Source organism: Streptomyces tauricus (genome assembly GCF_014650955.1).
Taxonomy (GTDB): Bacteria; Actinomycetota; Actinomycetes; order Streptomycetales; family Streptomycetaceae; genus Streptomyces; species Streptomyces tauricus.
In genome coordinates this window covers 921,267-937,076 of the sequence record NZ_BMVY01000001.1, presented here as the reverse complement: position 1 = coordinate 937,076, position 15,810 = coordinate 921,267, and the positions used below count along the sequence as shown (strand labels likewise).

The 15,810-nt window shown below is 72.4% G+C and carries 16 protein-coding genes; 9 read left to right on the top strand and 7 right to left on the bottom strand.

Features of this window, described 5'->3' with window-relative positions:
* The first annotated feature begins 29 nt into the window (after positions 1 to 29).
* The 4 genes from IE278_RS03970 to IE278_RS03955 all read left to right on the top strand — a co-directional run bounded on the left by IE278_RS03970 (position 30) and on the right by IE278_RS03955 (position 4,569).
* Entirely contained in the window at positions 30 to 815 is a 786-nt protein-coding gene (locus IE278_RS03970; RefSeq protein ID WP_189768697.1) for a cyclase family protein, read from the top strand.
* Positions 812 to 2,455, top strand: a complete 1,644-nt coding sequence (locus IE278_RS03965; protein WP_189768695.1) for a thiamine pyrophosphate-binding protein — start codon at positions 812 to 814, stop codon at positions 2,453 to 2,455. Before IE278_RS03970 ends, IE278_RS03965 begins: the two co-directional genes overlap by 4 nt.
* 108 nt (positions 2,456 to 2,563) lie before the next feature.
* Complete coding sequence (locus tag IE278_RS03960) at positions 2,564 to 3,793, top strand: HEAT repeat domain-containing protein (RefSeq protein ID WP_189768681.1); 1,230 nt, start codon at positions 2,564 to 2,566, stop codon at positions 3,791 to 3,793.
* A 128-nt stretch (positions 3,794 to 3,921) separates the two neighbouring features.
* Positions 3,922 to 4,569, top strand: a complete 648-nt coding sequence (locus IE278_RS03955; RefSeq protein ID WP_189768679.1) for a CatB-related O-acetyltransferase — start codon at positions 3,922 to 3,924, stop codon at positions 4,567 to 4,569.
* Here the strand turns inward: IE278_RS03955 and IE278_RS03950 are convergent.
* Positions 4,566 to 5,108, bottom strand: a complete 543-nt coding sequence (locus IE278_RS03950; protein WP_189768677.1) for a hypothetical protein — start codon at positions 5,106 to 5,108, stop codon at positions 4,566 to 4,568. The genes IE278_RS03955 and IE278_RS03950 overlap by 4 nt on opposite strands.
* A 36-nt stretch (positions 5,109 to 5,144) precedes the next feature.
* Entirely contained in the window at positions 5,145 to 5,408 is a 264-nt protein-coding gene (locus tag IE278_RS03945; protein WP_189768675.1) for a hypothetical protein, read from the bottom strand.
* Positions 5,409 to 5,696: 288 nt separating this feature from the next.
* On the opposite strand from IE278_RS03945, the gene IE278_RS03940 reads away from it, so the two are divergent.
* Positions 5,697 to 7,361, top strand: a complete 1,665-nt coding sequence (locus IE278_RS03940) for an alkaline phosphatase D family protein (RefSeq protein WP_189768673.1) — start codon at positions 5,697 to 5,699, stop codon at positions 7,359 to 7,361.
* Between the two features lie 196 nt (positions 7,362 to 7,557).
* Positions 7,558 to 8,919, top strand: a complete 1,362-nt coding sequence (locus IE278_RS03935; protein ID WP_189768671.1) for an alpha-lytic protease prodomain-containing protein — start codon at positions 7,558 to 7,560, stop codon at positions 8,917 to 8,919.
* A gap of 122 nt (positions 8,920 to 9,041) precedes the next feature.
* Here IE278_RS03935 and IE278_RS03930 read toward each other — a convergent pair whose 3' ends face one another.
* The 5 genes from IE278_RS03930 to IE278_RS03910 all read right to left on the bottom strand — a co-directional run bounded on the left by IE278_RS03930 (position 9,042) and on the right by IE278_RS03910 (position 13,223).
* Positions 9,042 to 10,235, bottom strand: a complete 1,194-nt coding sequence (locus IE278_RS03930) for a serine hydrolase domain-containing protein (protein WP_189768669.1) — start codon at positions 10,233 to 10,235, stop codon at positions 9,042 to 9,044.
* Positions 10,232 to 11,152, bottom strand: coding sequence for a DUF6895 family protein (locus IE278_RS03925; RefSeq protein ID WP_189768667.1), 921 nt, complete (start codon positions 11,150 to 11,152; stop codon positions 10,232 to 10,234). The genes IE278_RS03930 and IE278_RS03925 overlap by 4 nt, the downstream gene beginning before the upstream one ends.
* Positions 11,149 to 12,195: a DUF6895 family protein gene (locus tag IE278_RS03920; protein WP_246569933.1), complete on the bottom strand. Its 1,047-nt coding sequence runs from the start codon at positions 12,193 to 12,195 to the stop codon at positions 11,149 to 11,151. Before IE278_RS03920 ends, IE278_RS03925 begins: the two co-directional genes overlap by 4 nt.
* A 110-nt stretch (positions 12,196 to 12,305) precedes the next feature.
* Positions 12,306 to 13,022, bottom strand: coding sequence for a hypothetical protein (locus tag IE278_RS03915; protein ID WP_189768666.1), 717 nt, complete (start codon positions 13,020 to 13,022; stop codon positions 12,306 to 12,308).
* Positions 13,023 to 13,034: 12 nt separating this feature from the next.
* The gene (locus IE278_RS03910; RefSeq protein WP_107014931.1) at positions 13,035 to 13,223 is read right to left on the bottom strand and encodes a hypothetical protein; all 189 of its coding nucleotides are present in this window, start codon (positions 13,221 to 13,223) and stop codon (positions 13,035 to 13,037) included.
* A 295-nt stretch (positions 13,224 to 13,518) separates the two neighbouring features.
* Here IE278_RS03910 and IE278_RS03905 point away from each other — a divergent pair, with 295 nt between their 5' ends.
* The 3 genes from IE278_RS03905 (at position 13,519) to IE278_RS03895 (ending at position 15,793) form a co-directional block, all read left to right on the top strand.
* Positions 13,519 to 13,944, top strand: a complete 426-nt coding sequence (locus tag IE278_RS03905) for a DUF6003 family protein (RefSeq protein WP_189768663.1) — start codon at positions 13,519 to 13,521, stop codon at positions 13,942 to 13,944.
* 119 nt (positions 13,945 to 14,063) lie between these two features.
* Positions 14,064 to 14,804 carry a (2Fe-2S)-binding protein gene (locus IE278_RS03900; RefSeq protein ID WP_213089701.1) on the top strand — a complete coding sequence of 247 codons (741 nt, stop codon included), beginning with the start codon at positions 14,064 to 14,066 and terminating at the stop codon, positions 14,802 to 14,804.
* Complete coding sequence (locus IE278_RS03895) at positions 14,801 to 15,793, top strand: FAD binding domain-containing protein (protein WP_189768659.1); 993 nt, start codon at positions 14,801 to 14,803, stop codon at positions 15,791 to 15,793. The genes IE278_RS03900 and IE278_RS03895 overlap by 4 nt, the downstream gene beginning before the upstream one ends.
* Positions 15,794 to 15,810: the final 17 nt, after the last annotated feature.

The window sequence follows — 15,810 nt, the reverse complement described above, 5'->3', positions numbered from 1 at the left end:
TCAGTTCTTCCGTCGTACGAGGAGGCCGCATGTCCGAGCCGTCCGTTCTCGCCGCGCTGGTGGCCGGGTTGCGAGGGGGGTCCATCGAAGTCGTCGACCTCACCTCGCCGTTGTCGTCGTCGACCCCGGTGCTCCAGCTGCCGCCCGAGTTCGGCCAGACCCAGGTGTTCACCCTGGAGGAGATCAGCAGGTACGACGAGCGCGGACCGGCCTGGTACTGGAACAACTTCCGCACCGGCGAGCACACGGGTACCCATTTCGACGCCCCGAACCACTGGGTGACCGGCAAGGACCTCGCCGACGTGGCGTCCGTACCGGCGGGACGGCTGGTCGCGCCCGCCGCGGTGCTGGACTTCACCGCCGAGGCGGCCAAGGACCCGGACTTCCTCGTGGAGGTGGAGCACCTGCGGGCGTGGGAGGCCGGGCACGGGCCGTTGCCCGACGGCGGCTGGCTGCTGCTGCGGACCGGGTGGGACGCCCGCTCGCACGCGCAGGAGGCGTTCCTGAACGCGGACGAGAACGGCCCGCACACCCCCGGCCTTTCACCGGAGTGCGCCCGCTGGGTGGCCGAGGAGTCCCCGGTGATCGGCCTCGGCGTCGAGACGGTGGGCACGGATGCCGGACGCGGGCACGCCTTCGACCCGGCCTTCCCGTGCCACTCGTACCTGATGGGCAGTGACAAGTACGGGCTCACCCAGCTGCGGAACCTGGCGGCGCTGCCCCCGACCGGCGCCGTCGTCGTCGCCGGACCGCTGCCCATCGTGTCGGGCTCCGGCTCCCCGGCCCGGGTGCTCGCCCTGGTGGAGCGCTCATGAAGGTCGCGGAGGCCGTCGGACGGGCGCTGTACACGGCCGGGGTGGGCCAGGTCTTCGGCGTCGTCGGATCGGGCAACTTCCATCTGACCAACGCGATGATCGCGGCGGGATCGCGTTTCGTCGCCGCACGCCACGAGGGCGGCGCGGCGACCATGGCCGACGCGTACGCCCGCACGAGCGGCACCGTGGCCGCACTGAGCGTCCACCAGGGACCCGGCCTGACGAACGCCATGACGGGCATCGCCGAAGCGGCCAAGAGCCGTACGCCGCTGCTGGTGCTGGCGGCCGAGGTGACCGAACCGAGGTCCAACTTCCACATCGACCAGGAGGCGCTGGCCCGGGCGGTGGGCGCGGTCCCGCTGCGGATCACCTCGGGCGAGCACGCGGTGGAGCAGGCCTGCACGGCGGTCGAACGAGCCGTGCACGAGCGGCGGACCGTGCTGCTCAACGTCCCCCTGACCGTGCAGTCCCTGGATGTCCCCGAGGGCGCCCTGACCCGGGCGGCGCCACCTAGGGAACGGGAGGCGGTGGAGCCGTCGCCGGACGACGTGGCGGCATTGGTGCGTGTCCTCGAACAGGCACAGCGGCCGCTCTTCGTGGCCGGCCGCGGAGCACGCTCCCCGGGAGCACGGGCCGCCCTCGAAACGCTCGCCGACCGGTACGGAGCCCTGCTGGCGACGTCGGCCGTGGCGCGCGGCCTGTTCCACGGCAACCCGTGGTCGCTCGACGTGTCCGGGGGATTCGCGTCACCCCTGACGGCCGAGCTGATCGAGGCGGCGGACCTGATCGTGGGCTGGGGCTGCGCGCTGAACATGTGGACGATGCGGCACGGCCGGCTGATCGGCCCCGGCACGACCGTCGTCCAGGTCGACGACGACGCGTCCGCGCTCGGCGCACACCGGGACGTGCGGCTCGGGGTCACCGGCGACGTGGAACTCACCGCACGGCGTGCGTCGCAGACGGGCGGCGCCACGGCACGGCGGGGCTACCGGACCGCCGCCACGGCCGAAGCGATCACCGCACGCGTGCGGTGGCGGGACGTGCCCTACGAGGACACGAGCAGCCGTGAGCGGATCGACCCGCGCACCCTGAGCATCGCCCTCGACGACCTCCTGCCCGCGGAGCGTGTGATCGGCGTGGACTCCGGCAACTTCATGGGTCACCCGAGCATGTACCTGTCGGTGCCGGACGAGAACGGCCTGTGTTTCACCCAGGCGTTCCAGGCGATCGGCCTGGGACTCGCGACCGCGATCGGCGCGGCGCTCGCGCGGCCGGACCGGCTCCCGGTGGCGGCGCTCGGCGACGGCGGAGCGATGATGGGCGCCGCGGAGTTCGACACCGTCCGCCGGCTCGGGCTGCCGATGGTCGTGGTCGTGTACAACGACGACGCCTACGGGGCGGAGGTGCACCACTTCGGCCCGGACGGACATCCGCTCGCCACGGTCGAGTTCCCGCCGACGGACATCGCCGCGGTGGCCCGGGGCCATGGCTTCGAGGCGGTGACCGTGCGTGCGCCGACGGATCTGAAGGCCGTCGAGGACTGGGTCGCCGGCCCCCGGTCCGCGCCCTTGCTCATCGACGCGAAGGTGGCCCGGGACCAGGGGTCGTGGTGGCTCGAAGAGGCGTTCCGCGGCCACTGAACGGACACCGGCCCGGCGAAGGAAGCGCAACCCCACGGCGTCTCGTGCGTCTCCCTTGTCGGGGGTGCCATGGGGACGGAACAGCAAATCGCATACTTTCTGGGAGAGTTGGCGTCGGCCGGTCCGCACGCGGACCCGGCGCGACGCGCGGCGGCGGCGAAAGGCCTCGGCAGGATCGGCCGACCCGAGCACGCCGGAACGCTCGCCGAGGCCGCCGATGACCCCGTACCGGAGGTCCGCGCGGCGGCGGCCCGAGGACTCGGCCTGCTCGGTGTCCCGGAAGCGGCCGGCACCGTGCTGCCCGCTCTGATGCGTGACACGGATCCCTGGGTGCGGCGCAGGGCCTCGCTCGCCGCGATCCGGCTGGAGCTGACGGGCCGGGCGGTCACGACGGCCTTCGTCGACCTGCTCCACGACCCGGACCACCACCTGCGGATCAACGCCCTGGACGGCCTGTACGCGCTGGGCGTGCCGGGCGATGTCGCCCCGCTGGTACGGCTGCTCGGCGATCCGGAGGGCGCGGTGTGGGGACGCGCCCGGAGAGTGCTGTATCTCCTGCGCGACGACCCGGCCGTCCGCGCGGAGGTGCTCCGCACTGCCCGGGAGGGCGAGGCCGCCGCCCGGGCACAGGTCCTGGAGATGCTGCCGCGTACCTGCACCGAGCGGTTGCTCGACTCGCTGCTCACCGGAGTGCGCGACCCGTCCCCCGTGGTGCGGTACGCGGTGGTCCGGCGGCTGCTGAACCTGGAAAGGCCCTCGGTCGACGACACCCTGGTCGACGCCCTGCGGACGGAGCGGGACCCGGAGGTCGCAGGCCTCCTGCTGAGCGGACTCGGGTGGCGGGGCGAGCGGCGGTTGACCGACCTCGCGGTCCGGTGGCTCGGGGATCCACGGGCCGGACGGCGGGCCGCGGCCGCACTCGGACACCTCGACACCTGGACCTCCAGGGAGCATCTGCGCGCGGCCCTCACCGACGGGGCGCTGCCCGCGAGCACCAGGGGAGCCGCCGCGGTGGCAGTGGGCGGGGCCGGACGATGGGACGCGGTGTGGCTGCTCATCCCGCTTCTCGGCGACCCCGAGGCCGAGGTGCGTGCGGGGGCGGTGGACGGCCTGGGCACCCTCGTCCACGACGGCCTCCGCTTCTGGGAACGCCACGCCGTGGCGGACGCGCTCACCGCCCACCTCGCGTCCGGCAGGGACGTGCCCTCACGCACAGGCGACGCGCTCCACGGCCTCGACGAGGCCCTGCCCGCGCTGCGCCGCCTCGCGGACGAGGCCCCCTCCGAGGAGGTCCGGGCCGCCGCGCGGAAAGCGCTGGACGCGGCCGAACCCGACTGAGCGCACGCCGGGTTGGAGCCGGCCGCATCGCCGCCCCGGGCTCGTTTGCGATCATGGGATCCGTCATTGACGTACATCGGCCATCGACGTACAGCGACGCACATCGACGTACGAGGAGTTGATCCGTGATGCCGGCCGTTCCCGCAGACCCGAACGTGCTGCACCCGATGCCCGAGCAGCCCCGGGTGGTGCTGCTGCGCCCCTTGGTCACCTCGCCGTTGATCGAGGTGGGGGAGTACACCTACTACGACGATCCGGACGACCCGACGGCTTTCGAGACCCGCAACGTGCTGTACCACTACGGGCCGGAGAAGCTGGTCATCGGCAAGTACTGCGCGCTGGGCGAAGGCGTGCGGTTCATCATGAACGGCGCCAATCACCGGATGGACGGCCCCTCGACGTTCCCCTTCCCGATCATGGGAGGCGACTGGGCCGAGCACTTCGACCTGATCACCGGCCTGCCGGGCAGGGGGGACACCGTGGTCGGCAACGACGTCTGGTTCGGGTACCGGACCATGGTGATGCCCGGGGTCCGGATCGGGCACGGGGCGATCGTCGCCTCCGGGGCCGTCGTGGTCGACGACGTGCCCGACTACGGCGTCGTCGGCGGCAACCCGGCCAAACTCCTGCGGCGCAGGTACGCCGACGAGGACATCGCCCGGCTGCTGGCGGTCGCCTGGTGGGACTGGCCCGCCGAGCACATCAGCGAGCATGTCCGCACCATCATGTCCGGCAGCGTCGACGCCCTGGAGGCCGCGGCGCCGGGCTCGATCTAGGCCTTCGAGTAGGCGGGGCTCCGCGTGGCGCCCTCGCTCTCCAGGGCCGCGTCCATGGCGCGCAGGCGGCGCTGGTTCCTGGAGCCGCTGACGGTGAGCCAGCCGATGAAGAGCACGGTGAGCAGGGCGAGGCCGATGGTCGGGCGCAGCCCGCCGGTCATGGCCGTCAGGACGGTGACCGAGCAGAAGAGGACGACGAGGAAGACCAGGGCCGGCACGCGATGACGTGTGCGGTGCAGACGCTGGGCGACCAGCGCGCGCATGGCGTCGCGCTCCGCGGGGTCGGTGGGGACGTCACCCTTGCGCAGCTTCCGGTCCAGCACGACGAGGGTGTCCGTGCTGCCGGCGGCCCGCTTCTCCTTGCGCCGCGCGGCCAGTACGACGGCGATGCTGCCGATCGAGACGACGGTCATGCGGATCACGACGGAGAGTATGGAACGCCCCGGGAACAGAAGCACCATCAGGGCGCTGCCGACGAGGATCCCGAGGGCGAACTGCAGCCAGATGTGTTTGCCGAGAAGGGTGTTGACGCGTTCCATGGTCCGTCACTCCTTGGTTTCGGGTCGGCTCCCGGGTCAGACCCGGCTCCTCCGGCGGACGGTCGCGACACGCAGGGACAGCGCGATGGCGAGGAGGACCCAGGCCACGGCGGAGTAGGCCCAGTCGGTCGCTCCGTTCGCCACGCCGAAGACGCTCCATACGGCCCACAGGGCCAGGACGGTGCACAGCGCGGTCCACGCGATGTCCATGAGGCGCACCCGCAACTGCCCGCGTTGCCTGGTGCCGCGCTCCAGGGTGCCCAGCTCGGACGGCGGTGTCGCTCTGTCTCGCAGTGCCATGACTCGTCTTCCCTTCCATGTCCACCCGTGTGCGTACGGGGAGTCCGCGTACCCCGCGCCGGGGTCCGCAACCGGTCAATCCGGGCAGGACAAGCGGACGTTGACGGTCCGGGAACCCGGGCACGCCGACCCGCGCCCGGCCCGGACGCTCCGTGCGTCCCGCGCTTGCCGTATTTGTGAGCTTTATCCGTTTAATATGCGGTGATCCACTTCCTGCGGCCCTGTGACCTGGTCGCACGCAGCCGGTGGGTCCGTTGTGCGTGTCGTCAACCGCGAGAGGAGGCCTCCATGGCCCCGGCAGGCCGTCGCAGAGCGCTGACGCAGGACCCCTCGTCACGACACGACCCCGAACTGCGCGCCGCCGCACGGCATTTCGGGCGCCGCCGTTTCCTCACCGTCACCGCCGCGACCGCCGCCCTCGCCTTCGGCACCAACCTGCCGGCCAGGGGAGTGTCGGGCTCTCGCGAGCTGCAGGCGGCGCGTATCCCCTCGGATCCGTTCACGCTCGGCGTCGCCTCCGGAGACCCGCTGCCCAGCTCCGTGCTGCTGTGGACCCGGCTCGCGCCCGAACCGTACGAGCCGGGCGGCGGGCTGCCCGGGCAGTACGTGGCCGTCGAGTGGGAGGTGGCCGCCGACGAACTCTTCGCCGTGATCGTCCGCAGAGGCACCGCCGTCGCCTTTCCCGAGTACAACCACAGCCTGCACGTGGAAGTCGAAGGCCTCGAAGCGGGCCGGGTCTACTACTACCGGTTCAGGACCGGGACGTGGATCAGCGACACCGGCCGTACCCGCACGGCGCCCGCCACCGCGGCCGCCGTCGCGAAGCTCACCTATGCGGCCGTGGCCTGCCAGGCGTACCACGACGGGTACTTCACCGTGCACCGCCATCTCGCCCAGGACGACGTCGACGTGGTCTTCCACCTCGGCGACTACCTCTACGAGTACGCCGTCAACTCCGCGGGCGGCGCGCGCGACTACACGGACCGGGTGCTGCCGGACCTCTACAACCGGGAGACCAAGACCCTCGACGACTACCGGCTGCGCTACGCCCTCTACAAGAGCGACCCGGATCTGCGGGCGGTCCACGCGGCGCATCCCTTCGTCGTCACCTGGGACGACCACGAGACCGAGAACAACTACGCGGGCGCGATCAGTGAGAACAACGACCCGCCGCAGGAGTTCCTGCTGCGGCGCGCGGCGGCCTACCGGGCGCACTGGGAGAACCAGCCCCTGCGCAACGCCCAGATGCCCAACGGCCCGGACATGCAGCTCTACCGCCGGCTGCAGTGGGGCACCCTCGCCCAGTTCGACGTCCTCGACACCCGCCAGTACCGCTCCGACCAGGCGTACGGGGACACACTGCACGCTCCCGGCCCCGAGACGGACGACCCGGCGCGCTCCATCACGGGGGCGGCGCAGGAGAAGTGGCTGCTCGACGGCTGGCGCGCCTCGCGGAACCTGTGGAACGTCATGGCGCAACAGGTGTGCTTCTCGCAGCGCAAGTTCGAGCTCGGCGCCGAGGCGAGGACGTCCATGGACGCCTGGGACGGCTACCGGGCCTCCCGCCGGCGCGTCCTCGACGGCGCGGACGCGGCCGGGGTCGAGAACCTGGTCGTCATGACGGGGGACGTGCACGTCGGGTACGCCTTCGACATCAAGGAGGACTTCGACGACCCGGCGTCCAAGACGCTGGGCACGGAGATCGTCGCCACCTCGGTCGCCAGCGGCAAGGACGGCGCGGACAGGCCCGGCAACTGGGACACCTACCTCAAGGCCAACCCGCACCTGAAGTTCTACAACGGGCGCCGCGGTTATGTGCGGGTCGCCCTGGACCGCACGAAGGCCCGGGCCGACTACCGGACCGTCTCCGCCGTCACGACGCCCGGCGCACCGGTCACGACCGCCGCGTCCTTCGTGACCGAGGCGGGCGACCCGGGCCTCGAACCCGTGTGACGAGGACCGTCCGCCGCACCGGCGTTCTGCCCCGGACCGTCGCAGGACAGCGGTACCCGGTGAGGCGGGCCCTCGGCATCCGGTACTCCGCCGGGCGGGTCCTTCGTGTCGCCCGAAGCGTCGAACCCCAAGAAACCGGACATTTTCTGAGCCCATGTCGGCAAGGTCTAGATCCCCGAGAACGAGGAGTCACCCGATGGTCCCCAGACACGCCCGCGGAGCCGCCCGGACCGCCCTGACCGTGCTCGGCGCACTCGCGCTCACCGGGCTGCCCGCGGCCGTGGCCGCCGAGCCCCCCGCGCCGGGTCCCTCCTCAGCGCAGACGCTCGGCGCCGACCGGCCCTCGGCCGCCGTCCTGCGCGCGATGCAGCGCGACCTGCGGCTGACGGGTGCACAGGCCAAGGCGCGGCTGGTGAACGAGGCCGAGGCGGGCACCCGCGCCGGCCGGCTCCAGAACGCACTGGGCAAGCACTTCGCGGGCGCCTGGGTGCACGGCACGACCTCCGCGGGCCTGACCGTCGCGACCACCGACGCCGCCGGGGTCGCCGCCATCAAGGCCGACGGGGCGCAGGCGAAGGTCGTCAAGAACGCCCTGAAGGACCTGAACGCCGCCAAGTCGAAACTGGACGCCGCCGCGACGGGCAAGGCCCTCGACACGCCGGTCCGGTACGTCGACGTACGGACCAACCTGGTGACGGTGCAGGCGACGAGCCGCGCCGCCGCCGACAAGCTCATCGCGGCCGCCGGGATCGACCGGCGCCTCGTGGGCGTCAAGGTGTCGGCGGACCGGCCGCGCGCCCTGCACGACGTCCGGGGCGGCGACGCCTACTACATCGACGAGAAGGCCCGCTGCTCGGTGGGCTTCTCCGTGACCAAGGGCGAGCAGCAGGGGTTCGCCAGCGCCGGGCACTGCGGGAAGGCCGGCGCCAAGACCACCGGCTTCAACAAGGTCGCCCAGGGCACCTTCGAGGCCTCGGTCTTCCCCGGCCAGGACATGTCCTGGGTGAGCGTCAACAGCGAGTGGACCGCCACGCCCGCCGTCAAGGGCGAGGGCGAGACGAACGTGCAGGTCGCGGGCTCCGTACAGGCGTTGGTCGGTGCGGCGATCTGCCGCTCCGGCTCCACCACCGGCTGGCACTGCGGCACGATCGAGCAGCACGACACCACCGTGAGCTACGCCGAGGGCGACATCAGCGGAGTGACCCGTACGACCGTGTGCGCGGAACCCGGTGACTCCGGCGGCTCCTATGTGTCCGGCACCCAGGCCCAGGGCGTCACCTCCGGCGGCAGCGGCGACTGCAAGGCGGGCGGCGTCACCTTCTACCAGCCCGTCAACCCGCTGCTCACCACCTACGGTCTGACGCTCAAGACCGCCCCGGCCCAGAGCGGCACGCCCGCCCCGGAGGACGGCCAGACGGTCGGCTGGACCACGGGCCGGGTGTACGAGGTCGGGACCCGGGTGACCTACGACGGTGTCGCGTACCAGTGTCTGCAGACGCACCAGGCGCAGGGAGTGTGGCAGCCCCGCCTCACGCCAGCCCTGTGGCAGCGCCTCTGACGGTCACTCGGCCGCAGGGTCGCGGCGGCGCGAGGTGCCTGTCTGCGGACACGGCCCTCGCGCCGCTCCGTGCTGTCGGCCCACCCGCCGTACTCCTGGGTGCCGTTGCGTCCCGCCGTGTCTCACATCCCGGCCAGCAGCGCGTACGCCGTCGCCACGAAGGTGTCGCGGGCTCTGAAGCGGCGGGTGCACACGGCGGCCACTGCCGTTCCGGTGTCGGGCCTGAAGCCCAGGAAGGCCTGCTGGCCGAGCGTGGCCCCGCAGTGGAAGTACATCGGGCCGTGACCGGTGGGGTGCTGGAACCAGGCCATCGTGTGCACATGCCGGTGCCCCCACCCGCGCCGCAGCACCGGACGGCGTACGGCCCGCAACGCGTCGGCCAGCGACCTGTCGGAGGCGGAGGACGCGACGGACGCGACGGAGGCGGCGGGGGAGGCGGAGGGATCCGGGTCCGTCGGACGCCGATCCGGCGGGTTCAGATGGGCTTCGAGGAACGTCAGCAGGTCGGGCGGGGTGGCCCGGACGGCGCCGGCCGACTGGAATCCGCCGACCGTCAACGGGGGCACGGGAGTGGTGCCGTCCTTGCGGTGTCCCGTGGCGTCGGTGTCAGGCCCGCCGGGCCGGAGCGCGGTGCCGGTCAGCCCGAGTGGCCGCAGCACCTGCGTGCCGAGCAGGTCGTCCCAGGGCGTCGCGGTGGCCGCGGCCAGGGCGTGACCGAGCACGGCGACACCGAAGTTGGAGTAGTGCCAGCGGGTGCCGGGCCGCCGATGCTGCCGGTGGCGCAGAAAGGCGTCGACCACCCGCTCGTCCGGATAGGCGGCGTACGGGTCGGTGCGCCAGGTGGGCAGGGCCCGGAGGTAGAAGTCGGCGGGCAGGGCGGGCAGTCCGGAGGTGTGGGTGATCAGGTGCGCGAGGGTGACGGGGTCCCGGCCGACGCGCCGGGCCGGGTCCAGGCAGGTGGCGGCCGGCTCACCGGCGGACAGGGTGCCCGACTGTGTAAGCCGGGCGAGGAGCAGCCCGGTGAACGTCTTGCTGGCCGAGCCGGTCTCGTAGCGCAGCTGATCGCGGGGGACGGCCGGGGGTGGTCCGGTGCCTCCGCAGCGCACCGTGCGGTGACCGTCCTGGGAGAGGGCGAAGACGACATCGGGCGCGTCGACGGCGTCGACGGCGTCGTCGAGCAGGTCCCGTACCGCCTCGCCGTCCGGCTGCCGCTCCTCGGCGGCGCGCCGGGCGGCGAGGTGAGTGGTGCGGTGCGGCGGGAGGTCACCGGTGAGGCCGGGTGGAACGCCCGGCCAGGGCTCGGGTCGTGGAGTCATGCCGGTGCGTGCGCCAACTGCGTCAGGGCGCGGGACGTGGCCAGTACGGAGGCGAACGCGGCGACGAGTGTCGGGTGGTAGACGAGGTCGAACAGCTCCTCGGGGTCGCCCTGGGGCATCGTGCGCACGGCGGGCATCGCCCCGTCGGGCTGCTGGGCGGCGGCGAAGCCTTCCCAGGCCCGCTCGTCCAGCGTGGGGTGCGGCAGACAGGCGTCGACGACGAGCAGTTCGCCCAGCAGGTCCCAGCGCTCCAGGTCGAGCCAGTCGTCCAGCCAGGCCGGCAGCCAGGTGGCGAGGTAGTCGACGAGCGGAGCCGGGATGCCGTCGGGGTTCTCGCCCCAGTCGGTGAGGTGGAAGACGGTGTGCGTGATGTCGTAGGCGATGTGCCCTTCGACGGTCCAGGGCTCGGGGGTACGCCCGAGCCAGGTCCTGCCGATGACCTCGGACTCCGGCGGCCGGGCCGGCAGCCCGAAACGGCGTTGGAACGCGGACAGCCCGAGCCGGCGCGTCGGCGGCAGCTCGAAGGCGTGGAAGCTCTCCAGCCCTTGGTTGAGCCGGAAGGCCTGTTCGGCCTCGGGGTGGCTGTAGCCCAGCTCCTTGAACGGGAGATAGACCTCGAAGGGGATGGGGGACAGGGGTTCGATGCGCTGGCCGCGGAGCAGCATCCGGCCGCCGTCCAGCGTGTCGCGCCAGGCGTGGTCGATCAACTGCCGTGCCAGCTGGGCCTGTCGGGAACCGGCCACGCCTTCGCGGAACAACACCTTGCAGATGAGGGCCAGTTCGCCGACCGGCTTGAAGCGTTCCAGGAAGCCCACCTCGGGGTCGACGTCCTGCTCCAGACGGAAACCGTCCCGGTGGGCGTGCAGCCACTCCAGGGCGCCGGTCCCGACGGTGTGGATGAGGCGGGTGCTGGTCATCTCGACACTCCTTGCCCACCGGGTCCCGGACGCGCCGCGCGGGTCGCGCGGGCGGCGTGCTCGAAGACGCGTACCTTCGCCGTCGGTACGCTGCCGTCGTCGTCGGCGGCACCGGCGTTGCCGTTGGCGCCCCTGTCCGTGTGCGCGTCCTCGGCTGTGGCCGCGTCCGCCTCGTGCGCACGCAGGCGGTCGAGGGTGAGCGCGGCTGCGAAGGCCGTCATCAGGGTCGAGTGGTAGCAGCCGACGAAGTCGTGCGCGGGCGGGTGGCCGTCCCGTCCGGAACCGACCTCCGGGACGGCGCCGGACGCGTCCTGGGCCAGGGCGAGGCGCTCCCAGGCCTCCCGCAGCATGGTGAGGTCCGGTGGGCCCGGCAGGCTGCCGGCCACGGCCAGCAGTTCGCAGCTCAGGTCCCACTGCTCGTCCTCCAGACAGGTGTCCAGCCAGGGCGGGAGCCACTGATGGAGGTAGTCGGCGACCCGCGAGGGAACGCCCAGCGGGGTCAGGCCCCAGTCGGTGAGGTGGAAGACCACATGGGTGAGGGTGTACCCGGCGGCCCGTTCGAACGTCCAGGGCTCCGGCAGACCGCCCAGCCAGGTGCGCCCCAGCGCCCGATCCATGTCGGCATGGAGGGGGAGGCCGCTGCGGCGCTCGGAGTTGAGGACGCTGAGGCGCCGGTTGGGCTCCTGCTCGGTCACCTGCCAGCCGCGGGTGCGGGCCACCGTCGCGGTGGCCCTCTCGTAGTCGGTGTGGCGCAGTCCGGCCGACGCGAAGGCCGCGTAGATCTCCAGCGGGTACGTGGCGAACGGTTCGAGGCGCTGCAGTTCGTGGAAGAGGGCGCCCTCGCCGGTCTGCCGCCACGCGAAGGCCAGCAGGTCGCAGGCGGCCTCGTGCAGCGGGTCCGTGGTCTCGGTGTGCCTGCGGATGCTGACGCAGATCTGGGCCAGTTCGCCGAGGGGCTTCCAGGTGAAGTTCACATTGGCGTGCTCGGCGAGCGCGTCGTCGCCGAGGGCGAACTCGCCGCGGTGGGCGGACACCCAGGCCAGCGCGGCCTCACCGAGCTGTCGGACATCGAGCTGCCGGACATCGCGGTCCCGAGCATCGCGGTCCCGGACATCGCGCCCAGTGACCTCGTGCCCAGTGACCTCGCGCCCCGTCACACCGGTGCTCCGGTTCGCATCAGTCGCGCGGCCTCGACCTGCAGCGTCACGCGTGGGTCGGCGCAGCCCATCTGTGCCACGAAGGCGAGGCCGGCCTCCAGTCCGAGCGTGTCCGGTACTCCGTCGAGGAGGACGAGCCAGCGGCCCGCCCCCGCCGCCTGGAGCCAGTCGCGGCGACGGACCGCCCGGACGAATCCCCGGGCGACGTCGACGGGGCGGCCCCGGGCCACACGGGTCACCGCGCAGTCACCGCCGGGCACCGCGAGCGGCGCCAGTACGGCGAGTTGATGGGTCAACGACTGCCAGGAGGCGCCGTCGAGCCAGGTCGCCAGTGGTTCCGCGTCATGTTCCGGAGACCCGTTGTGTTCCGGCACACCGTCGTGGGGCGCGTCGAGCGTCCCGCCCAGTCGCAGAAGTGTTCGTTTCATGGCCCAGTGGCTCCACACCGAGGTGGGAGAGGCGCCTGGAGGCGGCGGGTAGGCGCGCACGGCCCCGCTGAACACGGCGAGGTCGTCGGGCCCGGCGGGTGTACGGCGCAGGACGCTCGGCAGGACGGCGTCGGCCCCCACCACCCGGACGGCGGCCGGTCCGTCGGCTGCCGAGACGGCGGCGGCCAGCGCGAACGGGCCCCCGCTCCGAAGAGCGGAGACCAGTTCCGACGTCAGGCCCTGCACTGCGTCCGCCAAGCGGGTCGAAGTGCCTGACTGTTCCATGTGGCTGTCCCGTCAACCCTTCTTCGGGCGGGGAGTCGGAGGCGACAGCAGGAGTGATGTCGATCCGGACGTCAGGGCGAGCGCCGCGCACTCGCGGCTGTCACGGTACGAGCCGTCGGCCTCGACGGGGTCAAGAGCCGCCTCGACGTCCACGCCCTGGACCTCGGTGAGCTCGTCGGTCAGAAACTCGGTGGAAGACATACCACCATCCCCTTTGCGAGAGACGTGTTGTTCTCTGTTCTCGACGTACGGGTGACCGTTATGCCAGGACTTATTCATAGAAGTTGCATTTGTCTTGTTAGGTAGGTTTTCAACTTCTCCCGCCTCGCGTGCGATCTGCCGCATCCCGGCAGCAAGCGGCGCCGCACGGGGCCCAGTTCGGTGGAGGAAAGTCGCCGGTCGGCAGCCGGTCCGGCCGGTGAAGGAGCGATGGCGGTAATCCGGAGGCGGCGGGGTAGAGGGAGGTCGACCAGTCCCCGTTGAGAAGGAGCCGAGGATGACCGACGACGCCTACCTGTTCCTGCTTGACGACGCGGCCGTGCGGCTCGGCGTGCCCCCGGCCGCCGTCGGTGACCTCGCCTGCATGGAGACTCCCGCGGTACGAGCATGGCTGGACGCCCAGGGCACGACGGCGACCGCGCCGGAACTGCGTCTGCTGCCTCCGGAGGAGACGGGCTCCGTCCCCGAGGGCGCGGAGCGGCTGCCGGTGCCGCTGAGCGACGAGGAACTGAGCCGTGTGCGGGGGCGGACCGGCCCGGAGGCGATCGCGCGGGTCGAGGAGCGGCTGCTGTCCTACCGCGACATCACGGACGGCCGGGACGAGCTGATCGGGCGGGCGCTGGCCGCGGGGGTGCCGCCGCACCGCATCGTGGAGCTGACCGGCGAGGACCCGGCGACGGTCACGGCCGCGGCAGGCGGCTGACGAAGGGGCCGCCCGCCGGACCTCGCCGCCCGGCTCCGGCGTGCGGGAATGTGTGGCGGGCCGCAGCCTGGATAAGTGAGCCGCGTGGTCCGGAGTGCCGTCGGAAGGTCATGAACAGCATGGGCAGCCCGAGAAACAGCCCGAAGAACAGCCTGAGCGGCAACCCGACGTACGGCTCGGCCGTGGACGGCGCGGCCTCCCGCCCCGGGAGCCCGGGCGCCGCCACGCGAGGCGAACGGATCCCCTCGTCACCCGATCGCCATCACTCCGAGGTGACCTTGCGGGTGAACGGCAGACCGCGCACGCTCGTCGTCGACCACCGCTCCGTCCTGCTGGACGTGCTGCGCGAGCAGCTGGGTCTCACCGGCGCCAAGAAGGGCTGCGACCACGGCCAGTGCGGTGCCTGCACGGTCCTGGTGGACGGCCGCCGCGTCAACAGCTGCCTGCTGCCCGCGGTGGCCCAGGACGGCTACGACATCACGACGGTGGAGGGCCTCGCCGGCGATGACGGCGAAGAGCGGGCAGTGGACGGCGAGGAGCGGGCGGCCGACGGGGAGGTGCGGACCGTGGACGGCCAAGAACGGGCAGCGGACGGCGGGCTGCACCCGCTGCAGCGGGCCTTCATCGACCGCGACGCCTTCCAGTGCGGCTACTGCACACCGGGCCAGCTCTGCAGCGCCGTCGGCGCGATCGCCGAGGCCGAGGCCGGTCACCCCTCGCATGTGACGGACCCCGCGACCCCGTCCGGGCAGCCCATGCCGCTCGGTCCGGACGAGATCCGCGAACGCCTCAGCGGGAACCTCTGCCGCTGCGGCGCCTATGCCCACATCGTGCGGGCCGTCGAGGACGTGATCCGGTGAAACCCTTCGCATACGCGCGCGCCGGCAGTGTCGAGGAGGCGGCCGAGCTGTACGCGGCCCACCCCGGTGCCCGCTATCTCGGCGGCGGCACCAACCTGGTGGATCTGATGAAACTCGGCGTGGAGGAAGCGTCCACGCTGGTCGACGTCAGCAGGCTGCCGCTCGACACGGTGGACGAACTGCCCGACGGCTCGGTACGGATCGGCGCCACGGTCCGCAACAGCGACCTCGCGGCCCACCCCGTGGTCCGCGACCGCTATCCGGCGCTCTCCCAGGCACTCCTGGCCGGGGCGTCCGGACAACTGCGCAACGCGGCCACCACCGGCGGCAATCTGCTCCAGCGCACCCGTTGCCCGTACTTCCAGGACACCGGCAAACCCTGCAACAAGCGTGCCCCCGGCTCCGGTTGCGGCGCCCTGGACGGCGTACACCGTGATCACGCGGTGCTCGGGCACTCTGCGCAGTGCATCGCCACGCATCCCTCCGACATGGCCGTGGCACTGGCCGCCCTGGACGCGGGTGTCGAACTGCACGGGGCCGACGGTGCGCGGACCGTTCCCGTCGCCGAGTTCCACCGGCTGCCCGGGGACCACCCCGAACAGGACACGGTGCTCCGCCCCGGTGAGCTGATCACCGGTGTGGTCCTGCCGGGCGCCCCGGCCGGGCTGCCCTCGCTGTACCGCAAGGCCCGCGACCGGGCCTCGTACGCCTTCGCCCTCGCCTCCGTCGCCGCCGTGCTCGGGGTGGAGGGCGGTGTCGTCCGGCATGTCGGTCTCGCCTTCGGGGGAGTGGCGCACCGGCCCTGGCGGGCGCGGCTCGCGGAAGAGGCACTGCTGGGCGCCGCGCCGACGACGGCCGCGTTCGAGCGGGCCGCCGACCTCGAACTCGCCGCCGCCCAGCCGCTGCGCGACAACGGCTACAAGGTCCGGCTGGCCCGCAATCTCGCGGTCGACGCCCTGCGACGGCTCGCGCCGCCCACCAGCACCTGACCGCAAACCAGCAGAAG

Bases quoted from the DNA above. Each gene is read 5' to 3' on its own strand.
- IE278_RS03950 (WP_189768677.1), bottom strand. From the start codon at position 5,108: ATGGAACGCGTCAACACCCTTCTCGGCAAACACATCTGGCTGCAGTTC.
- IE278_RS03930 (WP_189768669.1), bottom strand. From the start codon at position 10,235: ATGACTCCACGACCCGAGCCCTGGCCGGGCGTTCCACCCGGCCTCACC.
- IE278_RS03965 (WP_189768695.1), top strand. From the start codon at position 812: ATGAAGGTCGCGGAGGCCGTCGGACGGGCGCTGTACACGGCCGGGGTG.
- IE278_RS03940 (WP_189768673.1), top strand. From the start codon at position 5,697: ATGGCCCCGGCAGGCCGTCGCAGAGCGCTGACGCAGGACCCCTCGTCA.
- IE278_RS03970 (WP_189768697.1), top strand. From the start codon at position 30: ATGTCCGAGCCGTCCGTTCTCGCCGCGCTGGTGGCCGGGTTGCGAGGG.
- IE278_RS03925 (WP_189768667.1), bottom strand. From the start codon at position 11,152: ATGACCAGCACCCGCCTCATCCACACCGTCGGGACCGGCGCCCTGGAG.
- IE278_RS03935 (WP_189768671.1), top strand. From the start codon at position 7,558: ATGGTCCCCAGACACGCCCGCGGAGCCGCCCGGACCGCCCTGACCGTG.
- IE278_RS03915 (WP_189768666.1), bottom strand. From the start codon at position 13,022: ATGGAACAGTCAGGCACTTCGACCCGCTTGGCGGACGCAGTGCAGGGC.
- IE278_RS03905 (WP_189768663.1), top strand. From the start codon at position 13,519: ATGACCGACGACGCCTACCTGTTCCTGCTTGACGACGCGGCCGTGCGG.
- IE278_RS03955 (WP_189768679.1), top strand. From the start codon at position 3,922: ATGCCGGCCGTTCCCGCAGACCCGAACGTGCTGCACCCGATGCCCGAG.
- IE278_RS03900 (WP_213089701.1), top strand. From the start codon at position 14,064: ATGGGCAGCCCGAGAAACAGCCCGAAGAACAGCCTGAGCGGCAACCCG.
- IE278_RS03910 (WP_107014931.1), bottom strand. From the start codon at position 13,223: ATGTCTTCCACCGAGTTTCTGACCGACGAGCTCACCGAGGTCCAGGGC.
- IE278_RS03945 (WP_189768675.1), bottom strand. From the start codon at position 5,408: ATGGCACTGCGAGACAGAGCGACACCGCCGTCCGAGCTGGGCACCCTG.